Here is a 23,068-nt window from a genome sequence, read left to right on the forward strand (position 1 = left end):
ACTGTTGAGTTCTCAAGCAACACACCCCGAATCGCACCACAATCAAGCGGCCTTATCCGAAGCAGTTATTTCTAGCAGTTTTTGGTGGGACACCCACTCAATCGCCTGAGGCGAGAGCTTGGTTCGTGTCCCGGTCGGCCGCTCGGTTTCCCTGGCGACGAAGAGAACTTTACATGGCCGGAAACCCCCGAAAACAGGGGGGTACCTTAACGACATTCGCGCAGGTCAGAGGCCTTAAATGAGCCCAGACCCGGCGATCACGCGGCGATCGCCCCGGGAGACCCCAGGTGAACTCGCGGGCAAGAACATTGCTCCGAATACATTGCACCGTATTGATCCCACTGATTGCTCCGATTAGCGTCGGGCTCATGAGCACTGCGGAACTCGACGGCATCTCCGTCGCTTACGACGACCTCGGCACCGGGTTGCCCGTCGTCCTCGTCCACGGCCACCCCTTCAACCGTTCGATGTGGCGTCCCCAGGCCGAACGGTTCAGCCGGGAGGGCTACCGGGTCATCACGGCGGACCTCCGCGGGTACGGGGAGACGACCAAGCCGCCACACGACGCGAAGAACAGGCTCGACGTCTTCGCCCAGGACATCGCCCGCCTCGTCGACCACCTCGGTCTCGAGCGCTTCGTGCTCGGCGGCCTCTCCATGGGCGGGCAGATCGTCATGGAGTTCCACCGGACCTACCCCGAACGCGTCGCAGGGCTCCTGCTCGCCGACACCTCCCCACAGGAGGAGACAGAGGAGGGCAAGCGCGTCCGCAACGAGACGGCGGACCGGGTCCTCGCCGAGGGCATTGGCTGGTACGCCGACGAGGTGCTCACCAAGATGGTCGCCCCTGACAACGTCCGCACGATGCCGGACGTGGCGGCGCACGTCCTCGAGATGATGCGCACGACTCCCCCGGAAGGAGCGGCGGCCGCGCTCAGGGGACGGGCCGAACGCCCGGACTACCGGGACAGCCTCACGAAGGTCACCGTGCCAAGCCTGATCGTCGTCGGGACCGAGGACGAGTTCACCCCCGTCTCGGACGCCGAGCTCATGCACGAGCTGATCCCCGGCTCCACCCTGGCGGTGATCGAGGGCGCCGCCCACATGCCTAACCTGGAGCGCGAGGCCGAGTTCAACACCGTGTTCGCCCAATTCTTGAAAGAGATCGCTTGATGCTTTCCATGTCCCAGAAGACCGTTTTCGTGACCGGCGCCAGCGCCGGGTTCGGCGTCGAGATCGTCCGCCGGTTCGCCGCCGACGGCGCCAAGGTCGTCGCGGCCGCGCGCAGCAAGGACCGGCTCGACAAGCTGGCCGACGAGCTGGGCGAGAACGTCCTCCCCTTCGAGCTCGACGTCCGGGACGCCGACGCGGTGGCCGCGCTCCCCGGCACGCTGCCCGCCGAGTTCGCCGAGGTCGACCTGCTGGTCAACAACGCCGGCCTCGCGAAGGGGCTCGAACCCGCCCATCGGGCGAAGCTCGACGACTGGGACCAGATGATCGACACGAACATCAAGGGACTCGCGCACCTCACCCGCGCGTTGCTGCCCGGCATGGTCGAGCGCGGCCGCGGGCACGTGATCAACATCGGGTCGGTCGCGGGCAGCTACCCCTACCCCGGCGGCAACGCGTACGGCGCGACCAAGGCGTTCGTGCACCAGTTCAGCCTGAACCTGCGCGCGGACCTGCAGGGCACCGGCGTCCGGGTGACCAACGTCGAGCCCGGTCTGGTCGGCGGTACGGAGTTCTCCGTCGTCCGGTTCGAGGGCGACCAGAGCAAGGCCGACAACGTCTACAAGGGCACGACGCCGCTGACGGCCGCCGACGTGGCCGAGTCCGTCTTCTGGGCGGCTTCGCAGCCGGAGCACGTGAACATCAACGTCATCGAGTTGATGCCGGTGGTGCAGAGCTTCTCCGCGCTGCACATCCACCGGGAGAACTAAGAGCCGAGGCCGAAGAGGTCGAAGAGCGCCTGCTGTTCCGGGCTCCGCTCGGTCAGCAGGCGCCGCGTCCGCGGGCGGCCTCCTGTCGACGGATAGCGCAGCACCGTCTCCCCGATCCCGGCCAGGCTGTCCATCAGTTCGCGGACCGACAGGTTCATCCCGGCGCGGTCGGCCTCGCGCCGCATGAGGTGGGTGACCGTGGACGCGAGCACCGTGACCAGGGTGTGCACCGCGATCCGATGCGGGGTCCAGTCCCAGCGCGGGGCCGGGCCGGCGACAGCGGGACCGGTCAGCCAGCGGAACGTCGAGTCGAGGTGGGTCCGGGCCCGATACGCGGTGACGACCTCGGACACCGGCCAGTCGTGATCGGTGACCAGCACCTGTTTGCCGAAGAACTCGTCGTGCAACCGCGACACGGCGGCGTCGTCGACCTTCCAGGTCAGCCGGATCTCCCCCGGTTTCGTACCCGTCAGCGAAGGTGAGAGAACGCGTTCGACGCGACGGCCGCGGGTGATCCGCGCGATTTCGGCGTTCACCTGGCGCCGGTCACCCCGGTACGTGCCCGCGGCCAGTGCGGCGTCGAGGCCGGCGAGTTCGCGGGTCGCGGTGCCCAGTTCCTCGCCGAACGCGCGGGCCTGCGCGTTGTGCAGGGTTTCCGAATGGGTCAGGATCACGCGCCGCCGCACGCCCGCGACCACGGCCCTGGTGTCCAGGGCGGTCAGCCCGGCGAAGCGCTCCGGGTCGACGGGCTCGCGCGCGGACGGCGGTTTCGCCAGCAGGTCCGGGTGTTCCGAGAGCGGGAGCGCGCCGACGAAATGCCGTCCGAGGTCCAGTTGCGCGGCCTGGCCCGCGGTGAAGACCAGCGTCACCTCGCCATTCGGGTGCCGCTCGCGAAGGTCGTCGGCGAGCGCGGCGAACGGCGGCGCCGCTTCCCTCGGGTACGCGTGCGACGCCAGCGGGATCGCGCCGTCCTTGGTCACCACCAGGCCGAGCCCGGCGAGTTCGCAGCGGCAGGGATCGGCCGTGGTGAAGGTGGCGAACCGCGGGACGTCGACGGCGAGCGCGGCGTTGCCCGTCCCCAGCCAGGAGAGCACGGCGCCGGCGACCGCGGTCTCGATCCGCGTGATCCGTTCCGGCGTGAGGCGTTGCAGCGCCCGCCAGTGATTCGGAAGGTCGGCCTGGACGAATTCCCTGGCGACGCCGTCGCGCCACCAGTCGGCCAAGGGCGTTTCGGGCGCTGTCGCCCGGTGCAGGACGGCGAGCGCGAGATGCGTCCCCAGCGTGGTGGCGGCGCGCTGGGCTCCGACGGCTTCGTCGACCCGGCGCACGAAGTCGAGCCGTCGCAGAGTGGCCCACACCGCCGCGACGTCACCGAAGGTCCGGTGACGCGCTTCGCCGGGGGCGGAGACGTCGCCGTCCATCGCGCGCCCGATCTCCTCGGCCGTGCCGAGGTAACGCTGCGACACCACCCTGGGCTCGCCGTCGACCCGCGCGGAGGTGACGAGGTAGTAGTACGTCCGCCCGCCGACCTTCTTGCCGATCACCGAAGCCACACTTTAGGTAATACACTCCGGCCCACTGATCGGCAACCAAGATCCTGCTCTGACCAGCGGAAACAGTGACCACACCCACGTGGGTGACGCGGTGGCGGGATGCACACTGGCAGGTGGAGCGAGTCCGGCCATAGCGTGCGGGAATGGCATCGGATGCAGACGCGAACGCCCCCACCACCTCGGCGATGCGCCGGGCGCTCGCCAGGGCGCGCGACGGGAAGACCCTCGACATCACCGAGGCCTCGATCCTGCTCCAGGCGCGCGGCGACGACCTCGAGACGCTGTCCGAGCACGCCTCCCGCGTCCGCGACGCCGGACTCGTCGCGGCGGGCCGTCCCGGCGTGGTCACCTACAGCCGCTCGGTGTTCATCCCGCTGACCCGGCTGTGCCGGGACCGATGCGGCTACTGCACTTTCGCGACCGTCCCCGGCCGCGTCGAATCGCCGTTCCTCTCCCCCGACGAGGTCCTCGACATCGCCCGCAAGGGTGCCGAGATGGGGGTCAAGGAAGCGCTCTTCACCCTCGGCGACCGTCCGGAGGACCGCTGGAAGGCGGCGAAGGACTGGCTCGACGCGCACGGGTACGACGACACGCTGTCCTATGTCCGGGCGATGGCGATCCGGGTACTGGAGGAGACCGGTCTCCTCCCCCACCTCAACCCCGGCGTGCTGACCTGGCAGGACTTCCAACGGCTCAAGCCGGTCTCGGCGTCGATGGGCATGATGCTGGAGACGACGGCGAAGCGGCTGTACACCGAGAAGGGCGGCCCGCACTACGGCTCGCCCGACAAGGACCCCGACGTTCGCCTGCGGGTGCTGGAGGACGCCGGCCGCAGTTCGGTGCCGTTCACCACGGGCATCCTGATCGGCATCGGCGAGAACTTCTCCGAACGCGCCGACGCGCTGTTCGCCATCCGCAAGGTCGCGAAGACCTACGGCGGCATCCAGGAAGTCATCGTCCAGAACTTCCGCGCGAAGCCGGACACGAAGATGCGCGCGACCCCGGACGCCGATCTCGAAGAACTCGCCGCGACCATCGCCGTCGCGCGGCTGGTGCTCGGGCCGCGCATGCGCATCCAGGCGCCGCCGAACCTGATCGGCCGGCAGTACGAACTGATGCTGAACGCGGGTATCGACGACTGGGGCGGCGTCTCGCCGCTGACCCCCGACCACGTGAACCCCGAACGCGCGTGGCCGCAGATCGACGAGCTCAAACGCCGCACCGAGGCCCTCGGGTTCACCGTCCGCGAGCGGCTGCCGATCTACCCGGAGTACGTCAAGGCGGGCGAGCCGTGGCTGGACCCGCGGATGAACGCGCACCTCGCCCCGCTGACCGACACCGAGACCGGGCTCGCGATCGAAGAGGCGATCCCGGTGGGCATCCCGTGGCAGGAGCCGGACGGCGGCTGGAAGGAGGCCGGGCGCACCGATCTGCACGTCGAGGTCGACACGGTCGGGCGCACGGAAGACCGCCGCAGCGACTTCGACTCGGTCTACGGCGACTGGGCCGAGATCAAGGGCAACATCAAGACCGGGCCGCAGCGGTTCGACACCGACATCCGAGATGCCTTGCGCAGCGCGGAAAAGAACCCCGCCGGGCTGTCGGACGACGAGGCGCTGGCACTGCTGCACGCCGACGGGCCGGAGCTGGACGCCTTCGCCAAGATCGCCGACGACCTGCGTCGCGAGGTGAACGGCGACGACATCACCTTCGTCGTCACGCGCAACATCAACTTCACCAACGTCTGCTACACCGGCTGCCGGTTCTGCGCGTTCGCCCAGCGGCGTACCGACGCCGACGCGTACACGCTCTCGCTGGAGCAGGTCGGTGACCGGGTCGACGAGGCCTGGGCCGCGGGCGCGACCGAGATCTGCATGCAGGGCGGCATCCACCCGGATCTGCCGGGCACGGCGTATTTCGACCTCGCGGCGGAGGTGAAACGCCGTCAGCCGGACATCCACCTGCACTCGTACTCGCCGATGGAAGTCGTCAACGGCGCCTCGCGGACGAACCTCTCGATCGAGGACTGGCTGGCGCGCGCGAAGGAAGCCGGCGTCGACTCGCTGCCGGGCACGGCCGCGGAGATCCTCGACGACGACGTCCGCTGGGTGCTGACGAAGGGCAAGCTGCCGACGTCGGAATGGATCAACGTCGTCACCACCGCGCACAAACTCGGCATCACCACGACGTCGACGATGATGTACGGCCATGTCGACACCCCGGCGCATTGGGTCGGGCATCTGAAGCTGCTGGCGAAACTGCAGCGGGAAGGCCTGGAGCGCAACGGGCGGCGCGGGTTCAGCGAGTTCGTGCTGCTGCCGTTCATCCACCAGAGCTCCCCGATCTACCTGGCCGGGCTCGCCAGGGCGGGCACGACGCTGCGCGAGAACCGCGCGGTGCACGCGCTGGCCAGGCTGCTGCTGCACGGGACGATCGACAACATCCAGAGTTCCTGGGTGAAACTCGGTGAGGAAGGCAGCCGCGCGGTGCTCCAGGGCGGGGTCAACGACATCGGCGGGACGCTGATGGAGGAGACGATCAGCCGGATGGCGGGTGCGGCCAACGGGTCGTACAAGACGATCAGTGACATGCGCGCGATGGTCGAGCCGCTGGGCCGTCCGCTGCGGCAGCGGACCACCGAGTACGGCACGCCGACAGCCGAGCGGATCGCCGCGGCCCAGGCGTCCGACGGTGTCGCGACCGCGGTGCGCCGACCGCTGTTGCCGCTTGTCACCAGCTGACGAAAAGTTCGCGACGGCCCCCTTACCCGCGTACGGCGCGGGAAAGGAGGCCGTCACGTTCCGTGTGGCACCGCTCACAAGGCGCGGGGGTCGCGGGCGTTTTCTGTGCTAAACCCGAGGATCACTTCCGGGCAGCCGAGAGGACGTCGATGACCGCGAGCGCAGTCCAGATGGCCGACACCGCCCGCTATCCGTTGTCCGAACCTGGAAGCCCGGTGTGGCGCGAAATCGTTTCCCGGACTCGCGCCGAACTGCGGGAAACGGGCTGCAGTGTGCTGGCCGACTTCATCCGCCCGGAGTTGCGTGACGTCCTTCGCGACGAAGGCGCGAAGATCGCTCCGGAGGCATACGCGAAGGTCGAGCGCGTCAACGCCTACAACATCGCCATCGACACTCCGCTGCCGGAGGATCATCCCGGCCGCACGATCATGGAACGCGGCAACGCCTTCGTGGCGCGCGATCGGATCCCGGCGGACGCGGTGATCCAGCAGCTGTACTCGAGCCGCGAGTTCCAGCGGTTCGTGGCCGACTGTTTCGAACTGCCCGAACTCCACGAACTCGCCGATCCGCTGTCCGGACTGGTGCTCAACGTGATCGAACCCGGCCGCTCGCATCCATGGCATTTCGACACCAACGAGTACACGGTCAGCATGCTCACGCAAGAAGCGGCCGACGGCGGTGTCTTCGAATACTGCCCGAACATCCGCTCCGAAACGGCGGAGAACTTCGACGACGTCCGTGCCGTCCTGGCGGGCGAAGGGGATCACCTGATCCGGCGGCTCACTCTGCGTCCCGGCGATCTTCAGCTGTTTCGCGGACGCTTCGCGCTGCACCGCGTGAGTAGTGTTCGAGGGGCAACCGCCCGCCATTCCGCGATCTTCGCGTACAGCGAGCGTCCTGGGGTCATCGGCAGTCCGGAACGGACGAGACAGCTGTTCGGCCGGGTCCTGCCGGAACACGTCGCCTCGACGGCCGTCCGGGGCGATCAGCTGCTCGACTGAGTCAGGAGCATGGCCGTGCCATTGGATTCGACCGGCAAGATCAATTTCGATCACATCTACACCGCTCCCGATCCACGCCCCTTCTTCGGCACCTTGCGCCGGCTGGACTACGACATCCCCCAGCAGGCCAAGGCCTACTTCACGAAACTGATCGACGAGTACCGCACCGAAGCCGGCGTCAAGGTACCGACGGTGCTCGACCTCGGCTGTTCCTACGGCGTCAACGCGGCGCTGTACCGCTGTGACACCTCGATGGAGCGGCTGTACGAGCACTATGCGTCCGCCTCGTCGCTGAGCCGGGACGAACTGATCGTGCGCGATCGCCGGATGGTCGAGAGGGTCGCCGTCTGCGACGAAGTCCGCTTCATCGGCCTCGACGCCTCCGCTCCCGCTCTGGACTACGCGCTCGCCGCGGGCTTCATCGACGAAGCGATCCACGCCGATCTGGAGAACGAAGAGCCGACAGAGGAACGGCGCGCGCTGCTGTCCGAGGTCGACATCGTCATCTCGACCGGCTGCGTCGGCTACGTCACCGAGAAGACCCTCGTGCGGATCGCGCGGGAAAACCGGCCGTGGATGGCGCATTTCGTCCTGCGGATGTTCTCCTACGCTCCTGTCGCCGAGAGCCTCGGCGAGCTGGACTACGACACGACCGGGGTGGAAGGCGTCTTCCGGCAGCGGAGATTCGCTTCGGATGAGGAACAGGCGCAGATCCTGGACAATCTGTCCGTCGCGGGCGTCGACCCGCGTGGGCTGGAAACGGAAGGCCGGCTGTACGCGCGGCTGTTCGTCTCCCGCCCGAACGGCGCGGCGGGAGAACTCGCCTCCGCGCTGAACACCCTTCCCCTTCGAGATCAAGGATGATCGTGAGCAGTCCGGAACCGTCCACCCGCACGTTCGGCAACGAGGACATCCTGCCGCGGGTCCCCGTCCCCAGCCTGGAGGACACCTGCCGCCGGTTCCTCGAGTGGTGCTCGCCGCTGCTCACGCCCGGCGAACTCGCGGAGACCGAAGGCGCCGTCGCCGACTTCCTCGCGGAAGGCAGCCCGGCACACGAACTGCAGAGCGCGCTCGAGGCCTACGACAACCGTGAAGGCGTCCGCAGCTGGCTCGACACCTTCTGGCCGTACCGCTACCTCGGCCGCCGCGACCGGATCGCGCTCAACGCGAACTTCTTCTTCCTGTTCTCCGAATCCCCGCTGGGGCAGCTGGAGCGCGCGGCCGAACTGGCGGCGTCGGCGGTGGACTACAAGCTCAAGCTCGACGAGGAACTGGTGCCGCCGATCGTGCTGCGCGGGCAGCCGCAGTCGATGGTGCAGCACAAGTTCCTGTTCTCGGCGACGCGGATCCCCGGCAAGGTGCAGGACACCGCGCGCACGCCGTACCGCGAGGACTGGCCGGGGCCGTCGAGGGCGCGGCACATCGTGGTCTTCCACCGCGACACCCCGTTCCGGATGGACGTCATCGCGCCGGACGGCCGCCCGTACTCCCCCGAACAGCTGGTCGCGGGGCTGCAGGCGATCGTGAAGTCGGAGAATTTCGCCGAGGACCCGCAGACCGCCGCCGGGCATTTCACCACCAAGGCCAGGGCCGAGTGGGCGGCGACGCGTGAAGCGTTGTTGGCCGCGGGGAACGCGTCCGCGCTCGACGACATCGAGACGGCGTTGTTCTGCCTGTGCTTGGAGGACTTCACACCGGCGGACACGCAGGAGGCGTGCGACAAGCTGCTGCACGGCGACAGCGGGAACCGGTGGTTCGACAAGGCCGTGTCGCTGATCGTGTTCGAGGACGGCACGGCGGGGATCAACGTCGAGCACTGCGAACTGGACGGGACCACGATCCTCGGGTTCACCGACGCGCTGCTGAGCGGTTCACGGCTGGAGCGGCCGCCCGCCGACGGCGTCCCGGCGTCCGAGGTCATCGAGTTCGTCCTGGGTGACGCGCTGCGCGAGGACGCCCGTGCCGCTGCGGCGTCTTTCGCCGCGTACGCCGACGCGACCGCTACGAAGACGGTGTCCTTCACCGACTTCGGCGCGAAGCGGGCGAAGGAGCTGGGGATGTCCCCGGACGCCTTCGCGCAGATGGCGTACCAGCTCGCGCACAAGCGGGCGAAGGGGATCACCGGCGCGACGTACGAGTCGATCGCGACGCGGCAGTACCAGAACGGGCGCACCGAAGCGATGCGTGTGGTGACGCCCGAGGTGCAGTGGTTCGTCCAGGTGATGGACGACCCGCAGGCCGACCGGCAGACGCGTCAAGCGGCCTTCCGCGCGGCGGCCGCGAAGCACGTCACGCGGGCGAAGGAATGCCAGGCGGGTGACGCGCCGGAGCAGCACCTGTGGGAGCTGCAGCTGATCCAGAAACGGCGCGGCGTCGAGGACTCTCCGGCGCTGTACTCGTCTCCGGGCTGGCTGAAGATGCGCAACGACTACCTGAGCACCAGCTCGGCTCCGTCGGTGAACATCCGGTACTTCGGTTTCGGGTCGACCAGCCCGCAATGCATCGGCGTCGCGTACGTCCTCCTGCCGGACAGCCTCAACATCTACCTGTGCACGCCGAAGCACGTGGCGCACGAGATGGAACTGTTCGCGACGGAACTCGCCGCGGCCGTCACCGAGTTGCAGGAGCTGCTGGCCTGAATTCGCCGACCCAGTACGGTTCAGTCGTGCTGGGGAAAGCGATCTTGACATCGGCCGGGACGGCGCTGGTGGTGGCGGGGTGCAGTGCGCCTCCGCCGCCACCACCGCCGGCCCCGCCGACGGTGCACACGCCCGTGCCGGGCGAAGTCGAACCGGCGGGCTGCCTCGACACCGGGGTCACGGTGAAGTCCGGACCGGTCGAGGCCGCGCTGGGCCATCGCGCGGTCGTGCTCACCCTCACCAATTGCGGCACGACACCGCGCACGATCACCGGTTACCCCGAAGTCCGCTTGCTGGACAAGGAAAAGCGGCCGATGGCGGTGGAGGTCGAGCACGGGACGTCGTACATGGCGATCGATCCCGGTGTCAGCCCGCAGACGGTCCGGCCCGGCGGCACGCTGCTGTCGGTCGTCTCGTGGTCGAACACCGTCACCGTGGGTTCGCCGGAGGCGGGCGCCTATGTGACGGTCGCGGCCGCGAAGGGCGATCCGGAGCAGCGGATCACGGTCGACACCGACCTCGGGACCACGGGCAAGCTGACGTTGACGGCCTGGAACGCCAAGCTCAAGAACTGAGGTTCGCGAACAGCAGCTCGAGAAAGTCCGGCGCCGACACGACCACGATGCCGGCAAGTCCCATCGGCAGCGCGACGAGGGCGACCTGGGCGGCCTGCCGGGGCGAACGAATTCCCCGCCAGGCCACGAACACGATCGCGATCGCCGTCGCGACCGACAAGGTTCCGACACCGGAACGGTCAGACCGCCGGACGAGGTCGGCGACCAGCAGGCCCACGACCGCCGCGGTGGCCACGGTGCCGTGACGATCGGGTCGCCCCACCGCCTGGAACAGCAGTCCGGCGGCGAGGCCACCGGCAACCGCCAGACCACACCACAGCACGAGCGTCGGCAGGTCGATCCGATTACCGAGATATCGAGGGGTAGGGCAAAGGTGGCATGTCCTGGTGACGAGACTCGTGAATGGCAGGGACGGTTAGAACCGTCCCTGCCACTCACGAGCCCACCACGGTCCGCCGCTTAGGTCACCTGAAGTGCGTGAAGGCTCCCTGCCTCCGCCAACGTCGCGAAAGCCACTTTCGGGACATCCAACGTCGCGAAAGTGGCTTTCGCGACACACCCCGACACCACGCCACCCTTGCCTTACCCCTCAAGAGAACGCGAGTACCGCCGCGATCAGCGCGCAGCCCGCTCGAGCCACCGCCCGCCGCCTGGGCATCCCGGGGACGACCGCGACGATCAGCACGATCCAAAGGGTGAAGCTGTGAGCCAGTGGCCGTAGCGGCTCGCTGTAGTAGGCGTAGGCACCGACCGCGCCGGAAACCGCACCGGCCGCGATCACCGCTACGTCGGAGAACCCGAAGTAGCCGGACGCGCGTTTTCCCGCATGGTCTTTCCCCACCTCGACCGACATGGTTCCCCCTCGCTCGCGAATACGACAGTGAAACAGAGAACCGGGGTTTGTGACGAGACCGCACGGCTCTGCGACGGTTCCGCCGCGGATCCGGGCGAGTGCGACAGAGCGCCCTTACGATCGGTGAGCCTTTCGATCTTGGGAGAACCATGCCGCGCATCCTGCTCGTCGAGGACGACGTAGCACTGGCCGAAGCGCTCACACTCGCGCTGAAGGCACTCGGGCACGATGTCGTCGTCGCGCCGACCGGGGAGCGGGCGCTGGAGGCGCTGTTCACCGACCGGCTCGAACTCGACTTCGTCCTGCTCGACGTCATGTTGCCCGGGATGGACGGCTTCGAGGTGTGCCGCCGGATCCGCGCGCGCAGCCGGTTGCCGCTGGTCCTGCTGACCGCCCGCGGCGACCCGATCGACATCGTCGCCGGGCTGGAATGCGGCGCCGACGACTACGTGGTCAAACCCGCCGAACCGCGGGTGATCGACGCACGGATCAAGGCGATCGGACGGCGTGCCGTCACCGCTCCCGGGCCGTCGGCCGGTCAGTTGCGGGTGGGACGGCTGGAGATCGACGCGGCCGCGATGAGCGTGACCCGCGACGGCGTCGAACTCGCCCTGACGGCGACCGAGATCCGGCTGCTCGTCGAGTTCGCCGAACATCCCAACCAGGTACTGAGCAGGCAGACGCTGCTGAAACGAGTCTGGGACTACGGCTACGTCGGCGACTCGCGGATCGTCGACGCGGCGGTCGCGCGGCTGCGGGCGAAGATCGAGGACGATCCGGCGAATCCCGTGGTCCTGAAGACCGTGCGCGGGCTCGGCTACCGGGTGGTGAGCGAATGAGGTTCGGACTCCGTGCCCGGGTGACCGCGGCGGTCGTGGTGGTGACCACGACGGCGACGGTCTTGATGGCCTTCAGCGCGGCCAAAATCCAAGAGGACGACGCGCTCGACAGGTTCACCGCCGCGGCGAAGACGTCGTTCGGGGCGATGTTCGGACAGGCATGGCCCCATCTCGAACAGTTCATGGCGGGCAACCCGCGGGCCTTGGAGCTGTTCTCCCAGGGGATGGACACGGCGGCGGTGGACTGGATGCTCGTCACGAGCCATCCCCAGCTGACCAACGACGACTTCAAGGCGCCCGAAGGACCTCCCGAAATCGTCAAGTCCTCGTCGCGAAGCCTCGATTGGACGACGGGCGACAAGAACGCGAATCCTCCCGACCGGCGAGCCGCGCTGGAAAGCGTGCAGGACGTGGTCCTCCTGCGGACCACCGGCCCGGGAAAGCTGCTGTCGACGATCACGACCGATCCGGCGACCGGCCGCAGACTCCTCGTGGTGAGCGCGAACTTCGTCGCGTACTGGGTGGTGCAGTTCTTCGACCTCACCACCTTCGAGCAGGATCTGGCCGCACAGCGGTGGAAGCTGGCGTGGATCGCGCTCGGTGTCACCGTCCTCGGCGTGGCGGCCGCCGTCTTCGCGGCGGGCCGGATCCGGCGGCCGGTGCTGCGAGTGGCCTCCGCCGCCCGCGAACTGGGCGGCGGCGCCTTCGACGTGCGTGTCCCGGTGAAGGGCCGCGACGAACTCGCCGACCTCGCCGCGTCGTTCAACACGATGGCCGATCGGGTCGGCACGGCGATCGAGGAGCTGCGCGCCAAGGACCGCCAGCAGCAGCGGTTCGTCGCCGACGTCGCCCACGACCTGCGGACCCCGCTCGCGTCGATGGTCGCCACGGTCGACACCCTCGACAACGCCAGCCCCGAGATCAGGACCCGCGCGACCGAGTTGCTCGGCACGCAGGCCCGGCGGCTGACACGGCTCGTCGAGGATCTGATGGAGATCTCGCGGTTCGACGCGGGTTCCGCGGACCTGCGCCCCGAACTCGTGGCCCTGCCCGCCCTCGTCGAGGACGCGATCGAGGTGAGCGTGCCGGAGACGCCCGTCCAGGTGACGAGCACCGGCGACACGACCGTCTCCGCCGACCCGCGCCGTGTCCACACCATCGTGTGCAACCTGCTGGTCAACGCCGAACGGTATGGCCGGACCCCGATCACCGTGTCCCTGGAAGGCCTTTCCGACTCGGTGACGATCCGGGTCGCCGACTCCGGGCCGGGGGTGCCCGACGAGTTACGCCCGATCCTGTTCGACCGGTTCGTGCGCGGCGATCACGCGCGCCAGGCGACCGAGGGCAGCGGGCTCGGGTTGTCGATCGCCCGCGAGAACGCGCTGATCCACGGCGGTGAGATCACCGTGCACAACGACCGCGGCGCCGTCTTCACCGTAAGTCTTCCACGGGAATCACCAGCGTGAGCCCGCGTGGCGCGTAGCCGTCGAAGTACGGCATCGGGACGTGGGTGAGGATCAGCAGGAGCGCGGTCAGCACGCCCAGCTGGGACAGCTTCAGCTCGCGGTGATCGAGCCAGAGCCACACCACGACGACGAAGCCGGTGACCAGCAGGAATCCCCAGCGTGCGTCGTCCCAGCCGCCGAACGCGAGCAGCGCCGGTGCCCCGATCGCGGCGACGGGCACCGCGGCCGCGAGCGTCGGACGGTGCAGGAAAAGGAAGCCGCCGATCACCACGGCCGCGATCGGCAGCAGATAGAGCAGGACACCGGTGATCGAGTACAGCCGCCAGCTTTCGGTCTGGGTGCGCCCGAACAGGTTCAGCGCGTCGGCGCGGTAGGCGAAGTCCGCTGTGGACAGTGAACGCCGGAGACCGTCGACGGCGTCGGGAGCGACGGGCGGCAGCGCGAGAATCCCCAGGCCGAGCACCGCGGCCGGAGCGAGCAGTGCGCACGCGCGCCGGAACGGAGCCGTCCGCAGCAGGGCGAACCCGAAGATCGGCAGCACGGTGAGCAGCGCGATCTCGTGCACAGTCACCGAAAGCGCCATCGTCGCGCTCGCGAGCGCCGTCCTGTTCCGGTGCAACGCCCACAGCGCGCCGAACAGCAGGAGATACAGCACCTGGTCGAGGTAGCCGACCTCGTGGAACAGGTAGCCGCCGGTCGGCAGCAGGAGCCAGGCGACGATCAGCAGCCGCCGGCTTTCGGTGCGGCCGCGGAAGAAGGCGAGCGCCACGGCAGCCAGCACCGCACCGAGGACGACGAAACTCGCGACCGCGAAGACCAGGTAGTCGTGCCCGAACGGCTTCAGGAGCGTGCCGACGAGGAAACGCCGGTGGAAACCGTCGGTCAGGGACACGGCCTGCAGGGTCGCCGCCCACTCCCCCGGCAGCCGGAACCCGGTGTATCCGGCGACGAGGACGGCGATCCCAAACAGCGCCGTGACGCTTCGCCGCGGGGTCTTCCCGGGGACGGGCACCGGGACCCGTTCGAGCAAGGTGGTCATGGCGCCAAGCTAGAAACGGATCATGCCGCCACCATGACCGCTGATCAACGACTCCGCACGGGTCTGTCACATCGTCGTCGACGTCAGGAAAGCCTGTTCGGAGCCGTCGACCACGAACGCGGCCCGTGCCTTGCCGTTCGCGGGCAGCTCGCAGGAAAGCCACGCCACCCCGGACGGCACGAGCCCCTTCAAGGGCTCAGGTACCGCCGGAACACCGGCGTGGCATTCGTGGTCGCTCCGCACTTTCCGGGCCGCGCCCGGTCCGAGCTTCACCAGGGCGGACAGCCGGTAGTCGGTCGGACCGGGTGCCGCGACACGGCCTTCGGCGGCGCCCAGCTTCTCCTCGACCCAGGACGCCTCGACGATCTCGCCGACCTCCGGGAAGGTCTCGGCGACCGGCGCCGGATCGGTGCGGACGGCCGCTTCTTCCGGCGGTGCCGGGTCACAGGCCGCGATCAGGACGACCGCGGCCGTGATCCCCAACGTCTTCCCCATGGTGCGCATGGGGACATCTTGACTCAGGCCGTGAGCTTCAGGATGTCGATTCCGCGAGTGTTGTCGGCGACATAGACGTAACCCTTGTGCCAGTAGGGCGCCCACGCGCTGGCGTCCGCCGGGCGGAAGTAGGCGATCTGCTTCGGGTCGGTCGGGTCGCTCACGTCGAGGAAACGCGTGCCCTGCGTGTAGAACGACTGCACGAGGACCTTGCCGCGGACGTCGAAGTAGTGCGCGGAGCAGTCACCCGTCGCCGGGTCGCTGCCTTCCTGCCCGGCGACGCTCCAGGTGCCGACGGACTTGAGGCGGAACGGCTTCTCCGGAGTCGAACGCCAGCCTTCGCCGTTGTACGAGTTCTGCAGCGACGAGATCGTCAGCACGCCGTCACCGGCGCAACCGTCGAGGAAGCTCTCTTCGGTGGCGTAGATCAGGTCGCGACCGTGCCAGCGGTTCGAGTCGGCGCCGTCGGCCGAGCGGTGTCCCGCCGGGTGGAAGCTGTTGTGCATGAACTTCGACGGCGCCGCCGTCTCCTCGATCCCGCCGCCCGCATAGGGCACCGGATCGAACGCCGTCGCGCGGCGGACCTTGCCCTGTACCGGATCACGGTGGTAGCCGTTGGTCCAGTAGCCGCGGACGCCACCTCGTCCGGACACCCACGCCACGCCCTCGCCGTCGACCTGGACGTCGTGCACGTAGTCGGTCTTGCCGTCGTTGCGCGCGAGTTCGATCGGGTTCGGGAACGTCTTGGGGTTGCGCGGGTCGCGGATGTCGGTCACCCAGATCGGGCGGCCGCCCCAGTCCGCGGGCTGGTTCGCGGCCTTCGCGGGGCCGCCGGTCCACAGGTACCGGCAGTCGTCGACGCAGCTGGTCGTGTGGCCGGCGGGCACCTTGGTGTAGCTCAGGATGGCCGGTTTGTCCGGGTTCTTCAGGTCGATGATGTAGATGCCGGACTCGCCGGTCTGCGTGGTGCCGCCGTAGGCCCGCGGGTCCCGCGCGAGGAAGACGAGCTTGCGCTTGACGTCGACCTCGGTGTCCTCGGTCTCCCACAGGCCGGGAAGGCTGACTTCACCGATCAGCTTCGGCGCGGCGGGGTTCTTCGTGAGGTCGTAGACCTTCAGGCCGAACTCGCCGGAAACCGCCATGACGTCACGCTTGCCGTACTGCAGGAACCCCATGGCGATGGCGCCTTGCGCGTCGGGCACGTTGCCGACGGCCTTGACGTTCTTCACCGCGCCGGGGGCGCCCGCGACCCGGACCTTCTCACTGGCGGGCTTGTCCTCCTCACCGCAAGCGGCGGCGGGCAGGCCGGTGGCGATCAGGGTCGCGGTGACCGTGGTGAGCGCCAGGCACGACCGGAGCAACCAGTTTCCTCGCACAGAAACCTCCCAGGCTGGTCTCCTCAGCCTATGATCATCACTTTGCCCGGCACAACCGCCGATGGTCGGCGTGAGACTGCTATGACATGACCATGCGCTTGCGTCTTCTGGCCCCGCTCCTCGCCGCCGCCCTGGTCGCCGCGGGCTGCACGGAATCCGGCGAACCGCCCGCACCGGACATCCTTCGCGTGGGCTTGGCCGCCCCGGTGACGCTGCTGCCCGCCGACGTCCACGACCAGTCCGGGCGAATGCTCGCCGGAGCGCTGTGGACGCCGCTGGCCGATTACGACCCGGCGACGGGAGAGTCGACGCCGCGGGCGGCCGAATCGTTCACCAGCACCGATCGGATCACGTGGACGGTCAAGCTCAAGGACGGCGGGAAGTTCCACGACGGCACCCCGGTGACCGCTCAGTCCTATGTGGACACCTGGAAGACCATCGGCACGGAGCAGTGGCAGGCGTCGCGGGTGGTCAAGGATCTCTTGCGAGCCAAGGAGATCACCGCGCCGGACCCGCTGACCATCCGGCTCGTGCTCGACCGGCCGTCCGGCCAGGTCCCGGCGCTGCTCTCCTCGCCCGCGCTGGTCCCGCTGCCCGCGTCGGCACTGGCTTCGCGTGACTGGGCGGGGTTCGCGCGGCGGCCGGTCGGCAACGGGCCGTTCCGGCTGGACGGCGAGTGGCAGCCGACGGGCGGCAAACTGGTCCGTGTCGCGGACGCGCCGGGCAAGGCGCGCGTGATCGAACTGAGGACCGGTGACGCGGCGGCGCAGTACGACGAGGTCAAGGCCGGAAAACTCGACCTTTCCACGTTCGTCCCCGGCGATCGCCACGAGGCCATGCACGCGGATTTCGCGCAGCGGCATGTGATGTGGGCCCTGCCCACCGCCGCATACCTCGGGTTTCCCTTGACCGCACAGCACTTCTCCGACGCGACCGTCCGGCACGGCTTCGCACTCGGGATCGACCGCGGGGCATTGGAGGCCGGCGCTCTCGGCAGGCAGGTGGACCCGGCGAAATCGCTTCTGCCGCCCGCCGTCGCGCCGGGTGAGCGCAGCAGCACCTGCCGCCCCTGCACGTTCGACGCCGGGGCCGGGAAATCCCTGTTGACCCAGGCGGAGTTCCCCACCACACCTGTCCACTTCGGACAGTCGAGGGCGAACTGGCTGCGTCCGCTCGCGGAACAGGTCGGCGCGGCCGTCGGTGTCCCGCTCGCCCCGGAACCCGGCCAAGGTCCGTTCGCGATCGACATGAACCTGATGACGCCGAGCCCGCAGGAAGTGCTGTCCGAGATCGCGAAGGCCACCGGTTACGCCAGCGACGGATTCGCCGACCTGCTGAAATCGGCCGAAGAGACCGAGTCCACCGACAGCGGCGAGGTCTACCGGCTGGTGGAGAACCAGTTGCTGCGGGATCTCCCGGTCGTCCCGCTGTGGTCCGGGCACGGGCACGCCGTCTGGTCGGACCGGGCGGGCGACGTCACGGCGACGACGTTCGGCGGCGTGGATCTGTCAGCGATTTCCGTGCGGTGATCAGAGCGTGCACTTCCCCGCGACGACGTCGATGAAGGCCGAGGTCAACGGGTCGGGCGTGCTCCGGCAGTAAGCGGCGAGCGTGCGCCGGATCGCCGGTTCGGGCCGCAGGACACGGCCGTGGAAGCCTTCGGGCAGCACGTTGGCCGGGACCAGCGCGGGACCTAGTCCCGCCGCCGCGAGGACCGGGGCCGCCGCGGTCTGTTCGGTCCGGACGGCGGCCCTCGGCTGGAATCCCGCCGCGGCGCAGGCCTGGTCGACGAGGTCGGCCAGGCCGTTGCCCGGCGCGTAGTGCACCCACGCGCAGTCGGCGAGGGTCGCCAGGTCGACGACGCCGGTGCCGTCGTCCTCGCGCGGCCCGTCGATCGGGAGAACCACGACGAATTCCTCGGCACCGAGTTCGCGGACGGGCCCGTCCCAGTCCGGCGGGACCGGGCCGACCGCGACGTCGGCCTCCCCCGCCGCCATGGCCTCCCGGAGTTCGTCCGCGTGCCGGAACTCCACCAGCCGGACGTCGACGTCGGGCCGCTCCCTGCGCCACACCCGCAACGCCGCGGGCAGGACCCCGATGCCGACCGAGTAGACCGTGGCGATCTGCAGTTCCCCGGCTTCCAGCCCGGACGCCTGCCGGGCCGCGCACCGCGCGCGTTCGGCGTCGGCGAGGGCGGCGCGGGCGTGCGGCAGCATGGCGCGGCCCATCGGAGTGAGCCGGACACTGCGCGGCAGGCGTTCGAGCAGCGGGCCGCCGACGCCTTTCTCCAGCGCGCGCACCTGGTGCGACAGCGCGGGCTGCGTCACGTGCAGCAACTCGGCGGCCCTGGTGAAGGAGCCGGTGTCGACGACGGTCACCAGGTATTCGAGTTGCCGCAGACTGGTCATGAAGAGAGTTTATCGATTCGGTGATAACTATGCCTTGGACTTATCCGTGCGGCGGGTCCAGGCTCGGTGACATGAACGAAGAACGCAAGGTCGCCCTGGTCGCCGGGGCCAACGGGGTCATCGGCAAGAACCTGATCGAACACCTGGAGACCCTGCCCGGCTGGCGCGTCATCGGCCTGTCGCGGCGCGGCGGCCCCGGTCAGATCGCCGTCGACCTGCTCGACGCGGACGACACCCGCGCGAAGCTCGGCAACCTGGACGACGTGACGCACGTGTTCTACGCGGCCTATGTCGACAAACCGACCTGGGCCGAACTGGTCCCGCCGAACCTGGCGATGCTGACCAACCTCGTCGACGCGATCGAACCCGCCGCGCCCGGACTGCGCCACATCAGCCTCATGCAGGGCTACAAGGTCTACGGCGCCCACCTCGGACCGTTCAAGACGCCCGCGCGCGAAGACGACGCCGGGCATATGCCACCCGAGTTCAATGTGGACCAGCAGCAGTTCCTGGAGAAGCGTCAGGCCGGGAAAACCTGGACGTGGTCGGCGATCCGGCCGTCGGTGGTCGGCGGCACCGCGCTGGGCAACCCGATGAACCTGGCGCTGGCCATCGCCGTCTACGCGTCGATCTCGAAGGAACTCGGCCTGCCGCTGCGCTTTCCCGGCAAACCCGGCACGTACGACAGTCTTCTGGAAATGACCGACGCCGGACTGCTGGCGAAGGCCACCCTCTGGGCCACCGGCTCGGAGAACGAGGCGTTCAACATCGCGAACGGTGACCTGTTCCGGTGGAACGACCTCTGGCCGCGGATCGCGCGGTACTTCGACCTGGAGGTGGCGCCGCCGCTGCCGATGTCGCTGGACGTCGTCATGGCGGACAAGGAGGAACTCTGGACCTCGATCGCCGCCAAGTACGGCCTCGAGGTGCCCTACGGCGTCGTTTCGTCCTCGTGGGCGTTCGCGGACTTCGTGTTCGGCTGGGACTACGACATGTTCGCGGACGGCTCGAAGGCCCGGCGGGCCGGCTTCCACGAATACGCCGAGACGCCGGCGATGTTCTTCCGGCTGTTCGACGAGTTCCGGAAGGCGAAGGTGATCCCCTGAGGCCCTCGTGAGTGGTAAGGACGGTTAGAACCGTCCTTACCACTCACGAGACTTGAGGCCCTAGCCCCGCCCGATGTACGGCATCGCGGTCGCCGTGACGGTCAGGAACTGGACGTTCGCGTCCAGCGGCAGCCCGGCCATGTACAGCACGGCGTCCGCGACGTGCCGGGCGTCGAAGGTCGGCTCGGCCTTGACGCTGCCGTCGGCCTGCGGGATCCCGTCGGCCATCCTCAGTGTCATCTCGGTGGCGGCGTTGCCGATGTCGATCTGTCCACAAGCGACGTTCCAGGCCCGGCCGTCGAGGGAGATCGACTTCGTCAACCCGGTGACCGCGTGTTTCGTCGCGGTGTAGGCGATCGACGCGGGCCGCGGCGCGTGCGCGGAGATCGAACCGTTGTTGATGATCCGGCCGCCGCGCGGGTCCTGTGCCTTCATCAGCCGCACGGCCTGCTGCGCGCACAGGAACATCCCGGTCAGGTTGGTGTCGACGGCGCGTTTCCAGTCCGCGATGGACAGTTCGTCGACGGTCCCGCCCACGGACACGCCCGCGTTGTTCACCAGGAGATCCAGCCGCCCCCACTCCGCGCGGACCCTCTCGAACAACGCGGCGACGGAATCGGGATCGGCGACGTCGGCGGGCACGGGAAGCGCGTTCGTTTCACCGCCGGCGGTCTCGGCCAGCGCGTCCGCGCGTCGGCCGGCGAGCGCGACTCGGTAACCGGCGCCGAGCAACGCGCGGGAGATCTCCCTGCCGAGCCCGGAACCCGCCCCGGTGACGACCGCGGTCCTGCCGTTGCCCATCGATCCTCCTCGCAGACCGTGCCGGACCGATCCGGCTCGGTGATTGTCTTCCGCGTTACCCGCGTCCGTTCAGGCTAGCGCGCCGCCGGAGGAAAACGTTCACCCGTCGGCCGTCGCGCCTTCGTCGCCGGAGCAGTGGACAGTGAAGAAGAATTTACGCTTTCACCTGGTCAAGACCGGCGAACAGACCATTCACGGAAAGTGCGTTCCCCGGAGATTATTGAGGGGTAAGCAAACGTGGCGTGTCCTGGTGGCGGGCCTCCGCTCAGGCTGCCTGAAGTACGTGAAGGCCCCCTTCCTCGGCTGAGCCGAAAGGAAGGGGGCCTTCACGCGGAACGTGAGACTACTTCGGGGCGACACCCAGCGCGGCGAGCGCCGGGTCGGTCATGATCACGCCCGCGCCGGTGACCGGGTCGAAGCCGGGAGCACCGAGGTCGATCGCGGTCGACACGAGCGCGTTCCTGATCTCGGCCGGGGTCGCGGTCGGCTTGCCCTGCATCAGCAGCGCGGCGATGGCGGCGGCGCTCGGCGCGGCGGCGGAGGTCCCGAAGAACGGCTGGAAGCCGCTCACCGAGGTCGCGACGCCGTCGGCCGCGGTGATGTCCGGCTTGTTCCGCGTCGTACCACCGGTCGAAGACACGTTGCCGGGGGTGATCGCCGAACCGTCCGGGTTGTAGAACTGGTGACGGCGACCGTCCGAAGTGAACCGCTCCCACTTGCTGGCGGAGGTGAACAGGCCCGGGTACGGACCCGCCGGGTTCGCCGGGTCACCGGTCTCGAGCGCGCGGCCGAAGGCACCGGCGGCCGGGGTGGCCGCGACGCTGAAGGCGTTGACGGCTGCCGAGTGACCGGAGGTGACACCGTTGGTGCTGAAGGCTTTCAGCGCACCCGAGGTGACGAAGCGGCCGCGGATCACGTTGAGCGCGATGAACCGGTCGGAGCCGCTGTACTTGACCACGGCGACCTTGAAGCCCGTGCCGCTGGCCGGGACCTGGGCGATCTCGTACGGGTTCTGGGTGCCGTTCTGCGTGCCCTCGCTGGAGGCGACGACCGAACCGGACGAGTTCAGGACGAACAGGTCGTAGTCGCTGGTGGCCTTGCCCCACGGGTCGGACCAGAACAGGGTGACGTAGCGGCCGACCGAGTTCGGCGAAAGCGCGTTGTACAACTGGGTCGTGCTGCTCGGGTCGAAGTCGTGCGGCGTTCCGGTGATCCCGGAGATCCTGCTGCTGGAGCCGCGGAAGTCGCCCTCGTAGTAGCCGCTGGTGCCGTCGGTCAGGTTGCCCGAGTTCCCCGCGGAGGAGAAGTAGAGCGCACCGGCCGCGGTCACGTCGTTGACGGCCTGCGCGACCGGGCCGTCCTGGAAGGGCGACTCGTCGAAGTAGGACACGTCGTCGACGATGATCGTGCACTTGCCGGTGGTGCGCAGCGCGCGGATGTTGTCGGCGAAGCTCTGCTCGCTGGTGAACGCGGTCGCGAAACCGAGCGCGGCACCGGGCGCCATGTCGTGGATGATCTCCAGCATCGCGGTGCCTTCGTCACCGCTGCCCGCCTGACCAGCGAGGACGTCGACGGCGGGGAGCTCACCCGCGGTCTGGGACGCCTTCAGCGACTTGATGCCGTCCGAAAGCACGCAGACCTTCTGGCCCGCGCCGGTGACGCCGTACTTGGTGCGGGCGGTGTCGTTGCCGTGCGCCTTGTCGCCCTCGGCGACCTGCAGCGCGGCGGCGGTCTGCTTGACCGCGGCCTGCCGTCGGTCCTGTGACGCGGATTCGTTCCAGGTCATGGCCTGGGAAGCGGCCTTGACCTCGGCGACGTCGCCGCGTCCGGCGATCGCGTCGACGGCGTTCAGCGGGAGGTCGGCGCGGATCGCGCCGGCGGGAGAGGCGTAGCGAACGGTGCCGCCAGCCGCCTTGACCGCGTCCACCAAGGACTGTCCGGCGCCCTTGATGTCCACCGCGACCGTGCCTGCGTCGCTGACGCCCAGCCCGGTCCGGTACTCGGGCAGCTTGCCCGCCAGGCCCTTGTCTGCGCGGAGTCGCTTCTCGACGACGAGCTGGCTCGACTGCTTGCGCTCAGCCGGCGTCAGGGTCTTCTTGATGCTCTGCAGTGCGGTGATCCCGGCCTGCGTGCGCGCCTCCTCGGACGGCTGGGCGACGGAAACCGCTGTCGACAGCAGCAAAGCGCCGACCGCGACCGGAACCGAGCATGTGACCACCCGGCTGAATCTGCTCATC

General features: G+C 68.9%; 20 protein-coding genes. 11 read left to right on the plus strand and 9 right to left on the minus strand.

What is annotated here, in order from left to right:
* Positions 1 to 368 precede the first annotated feature (368 nt).
* On the plus strand, positions 369 to 1,172 hold the full coding sequence (locus H074_RS30260) for an alpha/beta fold hydrolase (protein ID WP_007033886.1): 804 nt from the start codon (positions 369 to 371) through the stop codon (positions 1,170 to 1,172).
* Positions 1,173 to 1,180: 8 nt separating this feature from the next.
* A complete protein-coding gene (locus H074_RS30265; RefSeq protein ID WP_039923792.1) occupies positions 1,181 to 1,939 on the plus strand; it encodes an SDR family NAD(P)-dependent oxidoreductase in 759 nt (252 codons plus the stop codon).
* On the opposite strand, the gene H074_RS30270 is transcribed toward H074_RS30265, so the two are convergent.
* Positions 1,936 to 3,492, minus strand: a complete 1,557-nt coding sequence (locus H074_RS30270) for an IS1634 family transposase (protein WP_007033888.1) — start codon at positions 3,490 to 3,492, stop codon at positions 1,936 to 1,938. The two genes, H074_RS30265 and H074_RS30270, sit on opposite strands and share 4 nt — an antisense overlap.
* A 185-nt stretch (positions 3,493 to 3,677) precedes the next feature.
* Here H074_RS30270 and H074_RS30275 point away from each other — a divergent pair, with 185 nt between their 5' ends.
* The 5 genes from H074_RS30275 to H074_RS30295 all read left to right on the plus strand — a co-directional run bounded on the left by H074_RS30275 (position 3,678) and on the right by H074_RS30295 (position 10,448).
* On the plus strand, positions 3,678 to 6,233 hold the full coding sequence (locus H074_RS30275) for a bifunctional FO biosynthesis protein CofGH (RefSeq protein ID WP_007033889.1): 2,556 nt from the start codon (positions 3,678 to 3,680) through the stop codon (positions 6,231 to 6,233).
* 149 nt (positions 6,234 to 6,382) lie between these two features.
* Complete coding sequence (locus H074_RS30280) at positions 6,383 to 7,234, plus strand: HalD/BesD family halogenase (protein WP_007033890.1); 852 nt, start codon at positions 6,383 to 6,385, stop codon at positions 7,232 to 7,234.
* 9 nt (positions 7,235 to 7,243) lie between these two features.
* A complete protein-coding gene (locus tag H074_RS30285; RefSeq protein WP_200865832.1) occupies positions 7,244 to 8,098 on the plus strand; it encodes a class I SAM-dependent methyltransferase in 855 nt (284 codons plus the stop codon).
* Positions 8,095 to 9,873 carry a choline/carnitine O-acyltransferase gene (locus tag H074_RS30290; RefSeq protein WP_007033892.1) on the plus strand — a complete coding sequence of 593 codons (1,779 nt, stop codon included), beginning with the start codon at positions 8,095 to 8,097 and terminating at the stop codon, positions 9,871 to 9,873. The genes H074_RS30285 and H074_RS30290 overlap by 4 nt, the downstream gene beginning before the upstream one ends.
* Before the next feature lie 26 nt (positions 9,874 to 9,899).
* The gene (locus tag H074_RS30295; protein ID WP_051072037.1) at positions 9,900 to 10,448 is read left to right on the plus strand and encodes a DUF4232 domain-containing protein; all 549 of its coding nucleotides are present in this window, start codon (positions 9,900 to 9,902) and stop codon (positions 10,446 to 10,448) included.
* Here the strand turns inward: H074_RS30295 and H074_RS30300 are convergent.
* Positions 10,438 to 10,683: a hypothetical protein gene (locus H074_RS30300; protein WP_161630705.1), complete on the minus strand. Its 246-nt coding sequence runs from the start codon at positions 10,681 to 10,683 to the stop codon at positions 10,438 to 10,440. The genes H074_RS30295 and H074_RS30300 overlap by 11 nt on opposite strands.
* 354 nt (positions 10,684 to 11,037) lie before the next feature.
* Positions 11,038 to 11,301 (minus strand): hypothetical protein, encoded by a 264-nt coding sequence (locus H074_RS30305; protein WP_007033895.1) that lies wholly within the window; start codon positions 11,299 to 11,301, stop codon positions 11,038 to 11,040.
* A 149-nt stretch (positions 11,302 to 11,450) separates the two neighbouring features.
* Between H074_RS30305 and H074_RS30310 the strand changes: the two genes are divergently transcribed.
* Both H074_RS30310 and H074_RS30315 read left to right on the plus strand, forming a co-directional pair.
* The gene (locus tag H074_RS30310) at positions 11,451 to 12,140 is read left to right on the plus strand and encodes a response regulator transcription factor (protein ID WP_007033896.1); all 690 of its coding nucleotides are present in this window, start codon (positions 11,451 to 11,453) and stop codon (positions 12,138 to 12,140) included.
* Positions 12,137 to 13,606 carry a sensor histidine kinase gene (locus H074_RS30315; protein WP_039923695.1) on the plus strand — a complete coding sequence of 490 codons (1,470 nt, stop codon included), beginning with the start codon at positions 12,137 to 12,139 and terminating at the stop codon, positions 13,604 to 13,606. The genes H074_RS30310 and H074_RS30315 overlap by 4 nt, the downstream gene beginning before the upstream one ends.
* Here the strand turns inward: H074_RS30315 and H074_RS30320 are convergent.
* From H074_RS30320 to H074_RS30330, 3 genes are all read right to left on the minus strand, one after another.
* Positions 13,572 to 14,645, minus strand: coding sequence for a hypothetical protein (locus tag H074_RS30320; protein WP_007033898.1), 1,074 nt, complete (start codon positions 14,643 to 14,645; stop codon positions 13,572 to 13,574). The two genes, H074_RS30315 and H074_RS30320, sit on opposite strands and share 35 nt — an antisense overlap.
* 66 nt (positions 14,646 to 14,711) lie before the next feature.
* On the minus strand, positions 14,712 to 15,149 hold the full coding sequence (locus H074_RS30325; RefSeq protein ID WP_007033899.1) for a hypothetical protein: 438 nt from the start codon (positions 15,147 to 15,149) through the stop codon (positions 14,712 to 14,714).
* Positions 15,150 to 15,163: 14 nt separating this feature from the next.
* Positions 15,164 to 16,501, minus strand: a complete 1,338-nt coding sequence (locus H074_RS30330) for an LVIVD repeat-containing protein (RefSeq protein WP_007033900.1) — start codon at positions 16,499 to 16,501, stop codon at positions 15,164 to 15,166.
* 101 nt (positions 16,502 to 16,602) lie between these two features.
* Here H074_RS30330 and H074_RS30335 point away from each other — a divergent pair, with 101 nt between their 5' ends.
* The gene (locus H074_RS30335) at positions 16,603 to 18,045 is read left to right on the plus strand and encodes a peptide ABC transporter substrate-binding protein (RefSeq protein WP_007033901.1); all 1,443 of its coding nucleotides are present in this window, start codon (positions 16,603 to 16,605) and stop codon (positions 18,043 to 18,045) included.
* Here H074_RS30335 and H074_RS30340 read toward each other — a convergent pair whose 3' ends face one another.
* On the minus strand, positions 18,046 to 18,924 hold the full coding sequence (locus H074_RS30340) for a LysR family transcriptional regulator (protein WP_007033902.1): 879 nt from the start codon (positions 18,922 to 18,924) through the stop codon (positions 18,046 to 18,048).
* Positions 18,925 to 18,995: 71 nt separating this feature from the next.
* On the opposite strand from H074_RS30340, the gene H074_RS30345 reads away from it, so the two are divergent.
* Positions 18,996 to 20,030: an SDR family oxidoreductase gene (locus tag H074_RS30345; protein WP_007033903.1), complete on the plus strand. Its 1,035-nt coding sequence runs from the start codon at positions 18,996 to 18,998 to the stop codon at positions 20,028 to 20,030.
* A gap of 60 nt (positions 20,031 to 20,090) precedes the next feature.
* Here the strand turns inward: H074_RS30345 and H074_RS30350 are convergent, their stop codons facing one another.
* A complete protein-coding gene (locus H074_RS30350; protein WP_007033904.1) occupies positions 20,091 to 20,831 on the minus strand; it encodes an SDR family oxidoreductase in 741 nt (246 codons plus the stop codon).
* A gap of 343 nt (positions 20,832 to 21,174) precedes the next feature.
* Positions 21,175 to 23,067, minus strand: coding sequence for a S8 family peptidase (locus tag H074_RS30355; protein WP_007033905.1), 1,893 nt, complete (start codon positions 23,065 to 23,067; stop codon positions 21,175 to 21,177).
* Between the last annotated feature and the right edge of the window lies 1 nt (position 23,068).

Source organism: Amycolatopsis decaplanina DSM 44594, assembly GCF_000342005.1.
Lineage (GTDB): Bacteria > Actinomycetota > Actinomycetes > Mycobacteriales > Pseudonocardiaceae > Amycolatopsis > Amycolatopsis decaplanina.

Coding starts and splice junctions, on each gene's coding strand:
- H074_RS30335 (WP_007033901.1), top strand. CDS start 16,603: ATGACCATGCGCTTGCGTCTTCTGGCCCCGCTCCTCGCCGCCGCCCTG.
- H074_RS30315 (WP_039923695.1), top strand. CDS start 12,137: ATGAGGTTCGGACTCCGTGCCCGGGTGACCGCGGCGGTCGTGGTGGTG.
- H074_RS30290 (WP_007033892.1), top strand. CDS start 8,095: ATGATCGTGAGCAGTCCGGAACCGTCCACCCGCACGTTCGGCAACGAG.
- H074_RS30310 (WP_007033896.1), top strand. CDS start 11,451: ATGCCGCGCATCCTGCTCGTCGAGGACGACGTAGCACTGGCCGAAGCG.
- H074_RS30325 (WP_007033899.1), bottom strand. CDS start 15,149: ATGCGCACCATGGGGAAGACGTTGGGGATCACGGCCGCGGTCGTCCTG.
- H074_RS30305 (WP_007033895.1), bottom strand. CDS start 11,301: ATGTCGGTCGAGGTGGGGAAAGACCATGCGGGAAAACGCGCGTCCGGC.
- H074_RS30285 (WP_200865832.1), top strand. CDS start 7,244: ATGGCCGTGCCATTGGATTCGACCGGCAAGATCAATTTCGATCACATC.
- H074_RS30320 (WP_007033898.1), bottom strand. CDS start 14,645: ATGACCACCTTGCTCGAACGGGTCCCGGTGCCCGTCCCCGGGAAGACC.
- H074_RS30280 (WP_007033890.1), top strand. CDS start 6,383: ATGACCGCGAGCGCAGTCCAGATGGCCGACACCGCCCGCTATCCGTTG.
- H074_RS30260 (WP_007033886.1), top strand. CDS start 369: ATGAGCACTGCGGAACTCGACGGCATCTCCGTCGCTTACGACGACCTC.
- H074_RS30345 (WP_007033903.1), top strand. CDS start 18,996: ATGAACGAAGAACGCAAGGTCGCCCTGGTCGCCGGGGCCAACGGGGTC.
- H074_RS30355 (WP_007033905.1), bottom strand. CDS start 23,067: ATGAGCAGATTCAGCCGGGTGGTCACATGCTCGGTTCCGGTCGCGGTC.
- H074_RS30275 (WP_007033889.1), top strand. CDS start 3,678: ATGCGCCGGGCGCTCGCCAGGGCGCGCGACGGGAAGACCCTCGACATC.
- H074_RS30265 (WP_039923792.1), top strand. CDS start 1,181: ATGTCCCAGAAGACCGTTTTCGTGACCGGCGCCAGCGCCGGGTTCGGC.
- H074_RS30350 (WP_007033904.1), bottom strand. CDS start 20,831: ATGGGCAACGGCAGGACCGCGGTCGTCACCGGGGCGGGTTCCGGGCTC.
- H074_RS30340 (WP_007033902.1), bottom strand. CDS start 18,924: ATGACCAGTCTGCGGCAACTCGAATACCTGGTGACCGTCGTCGACACC.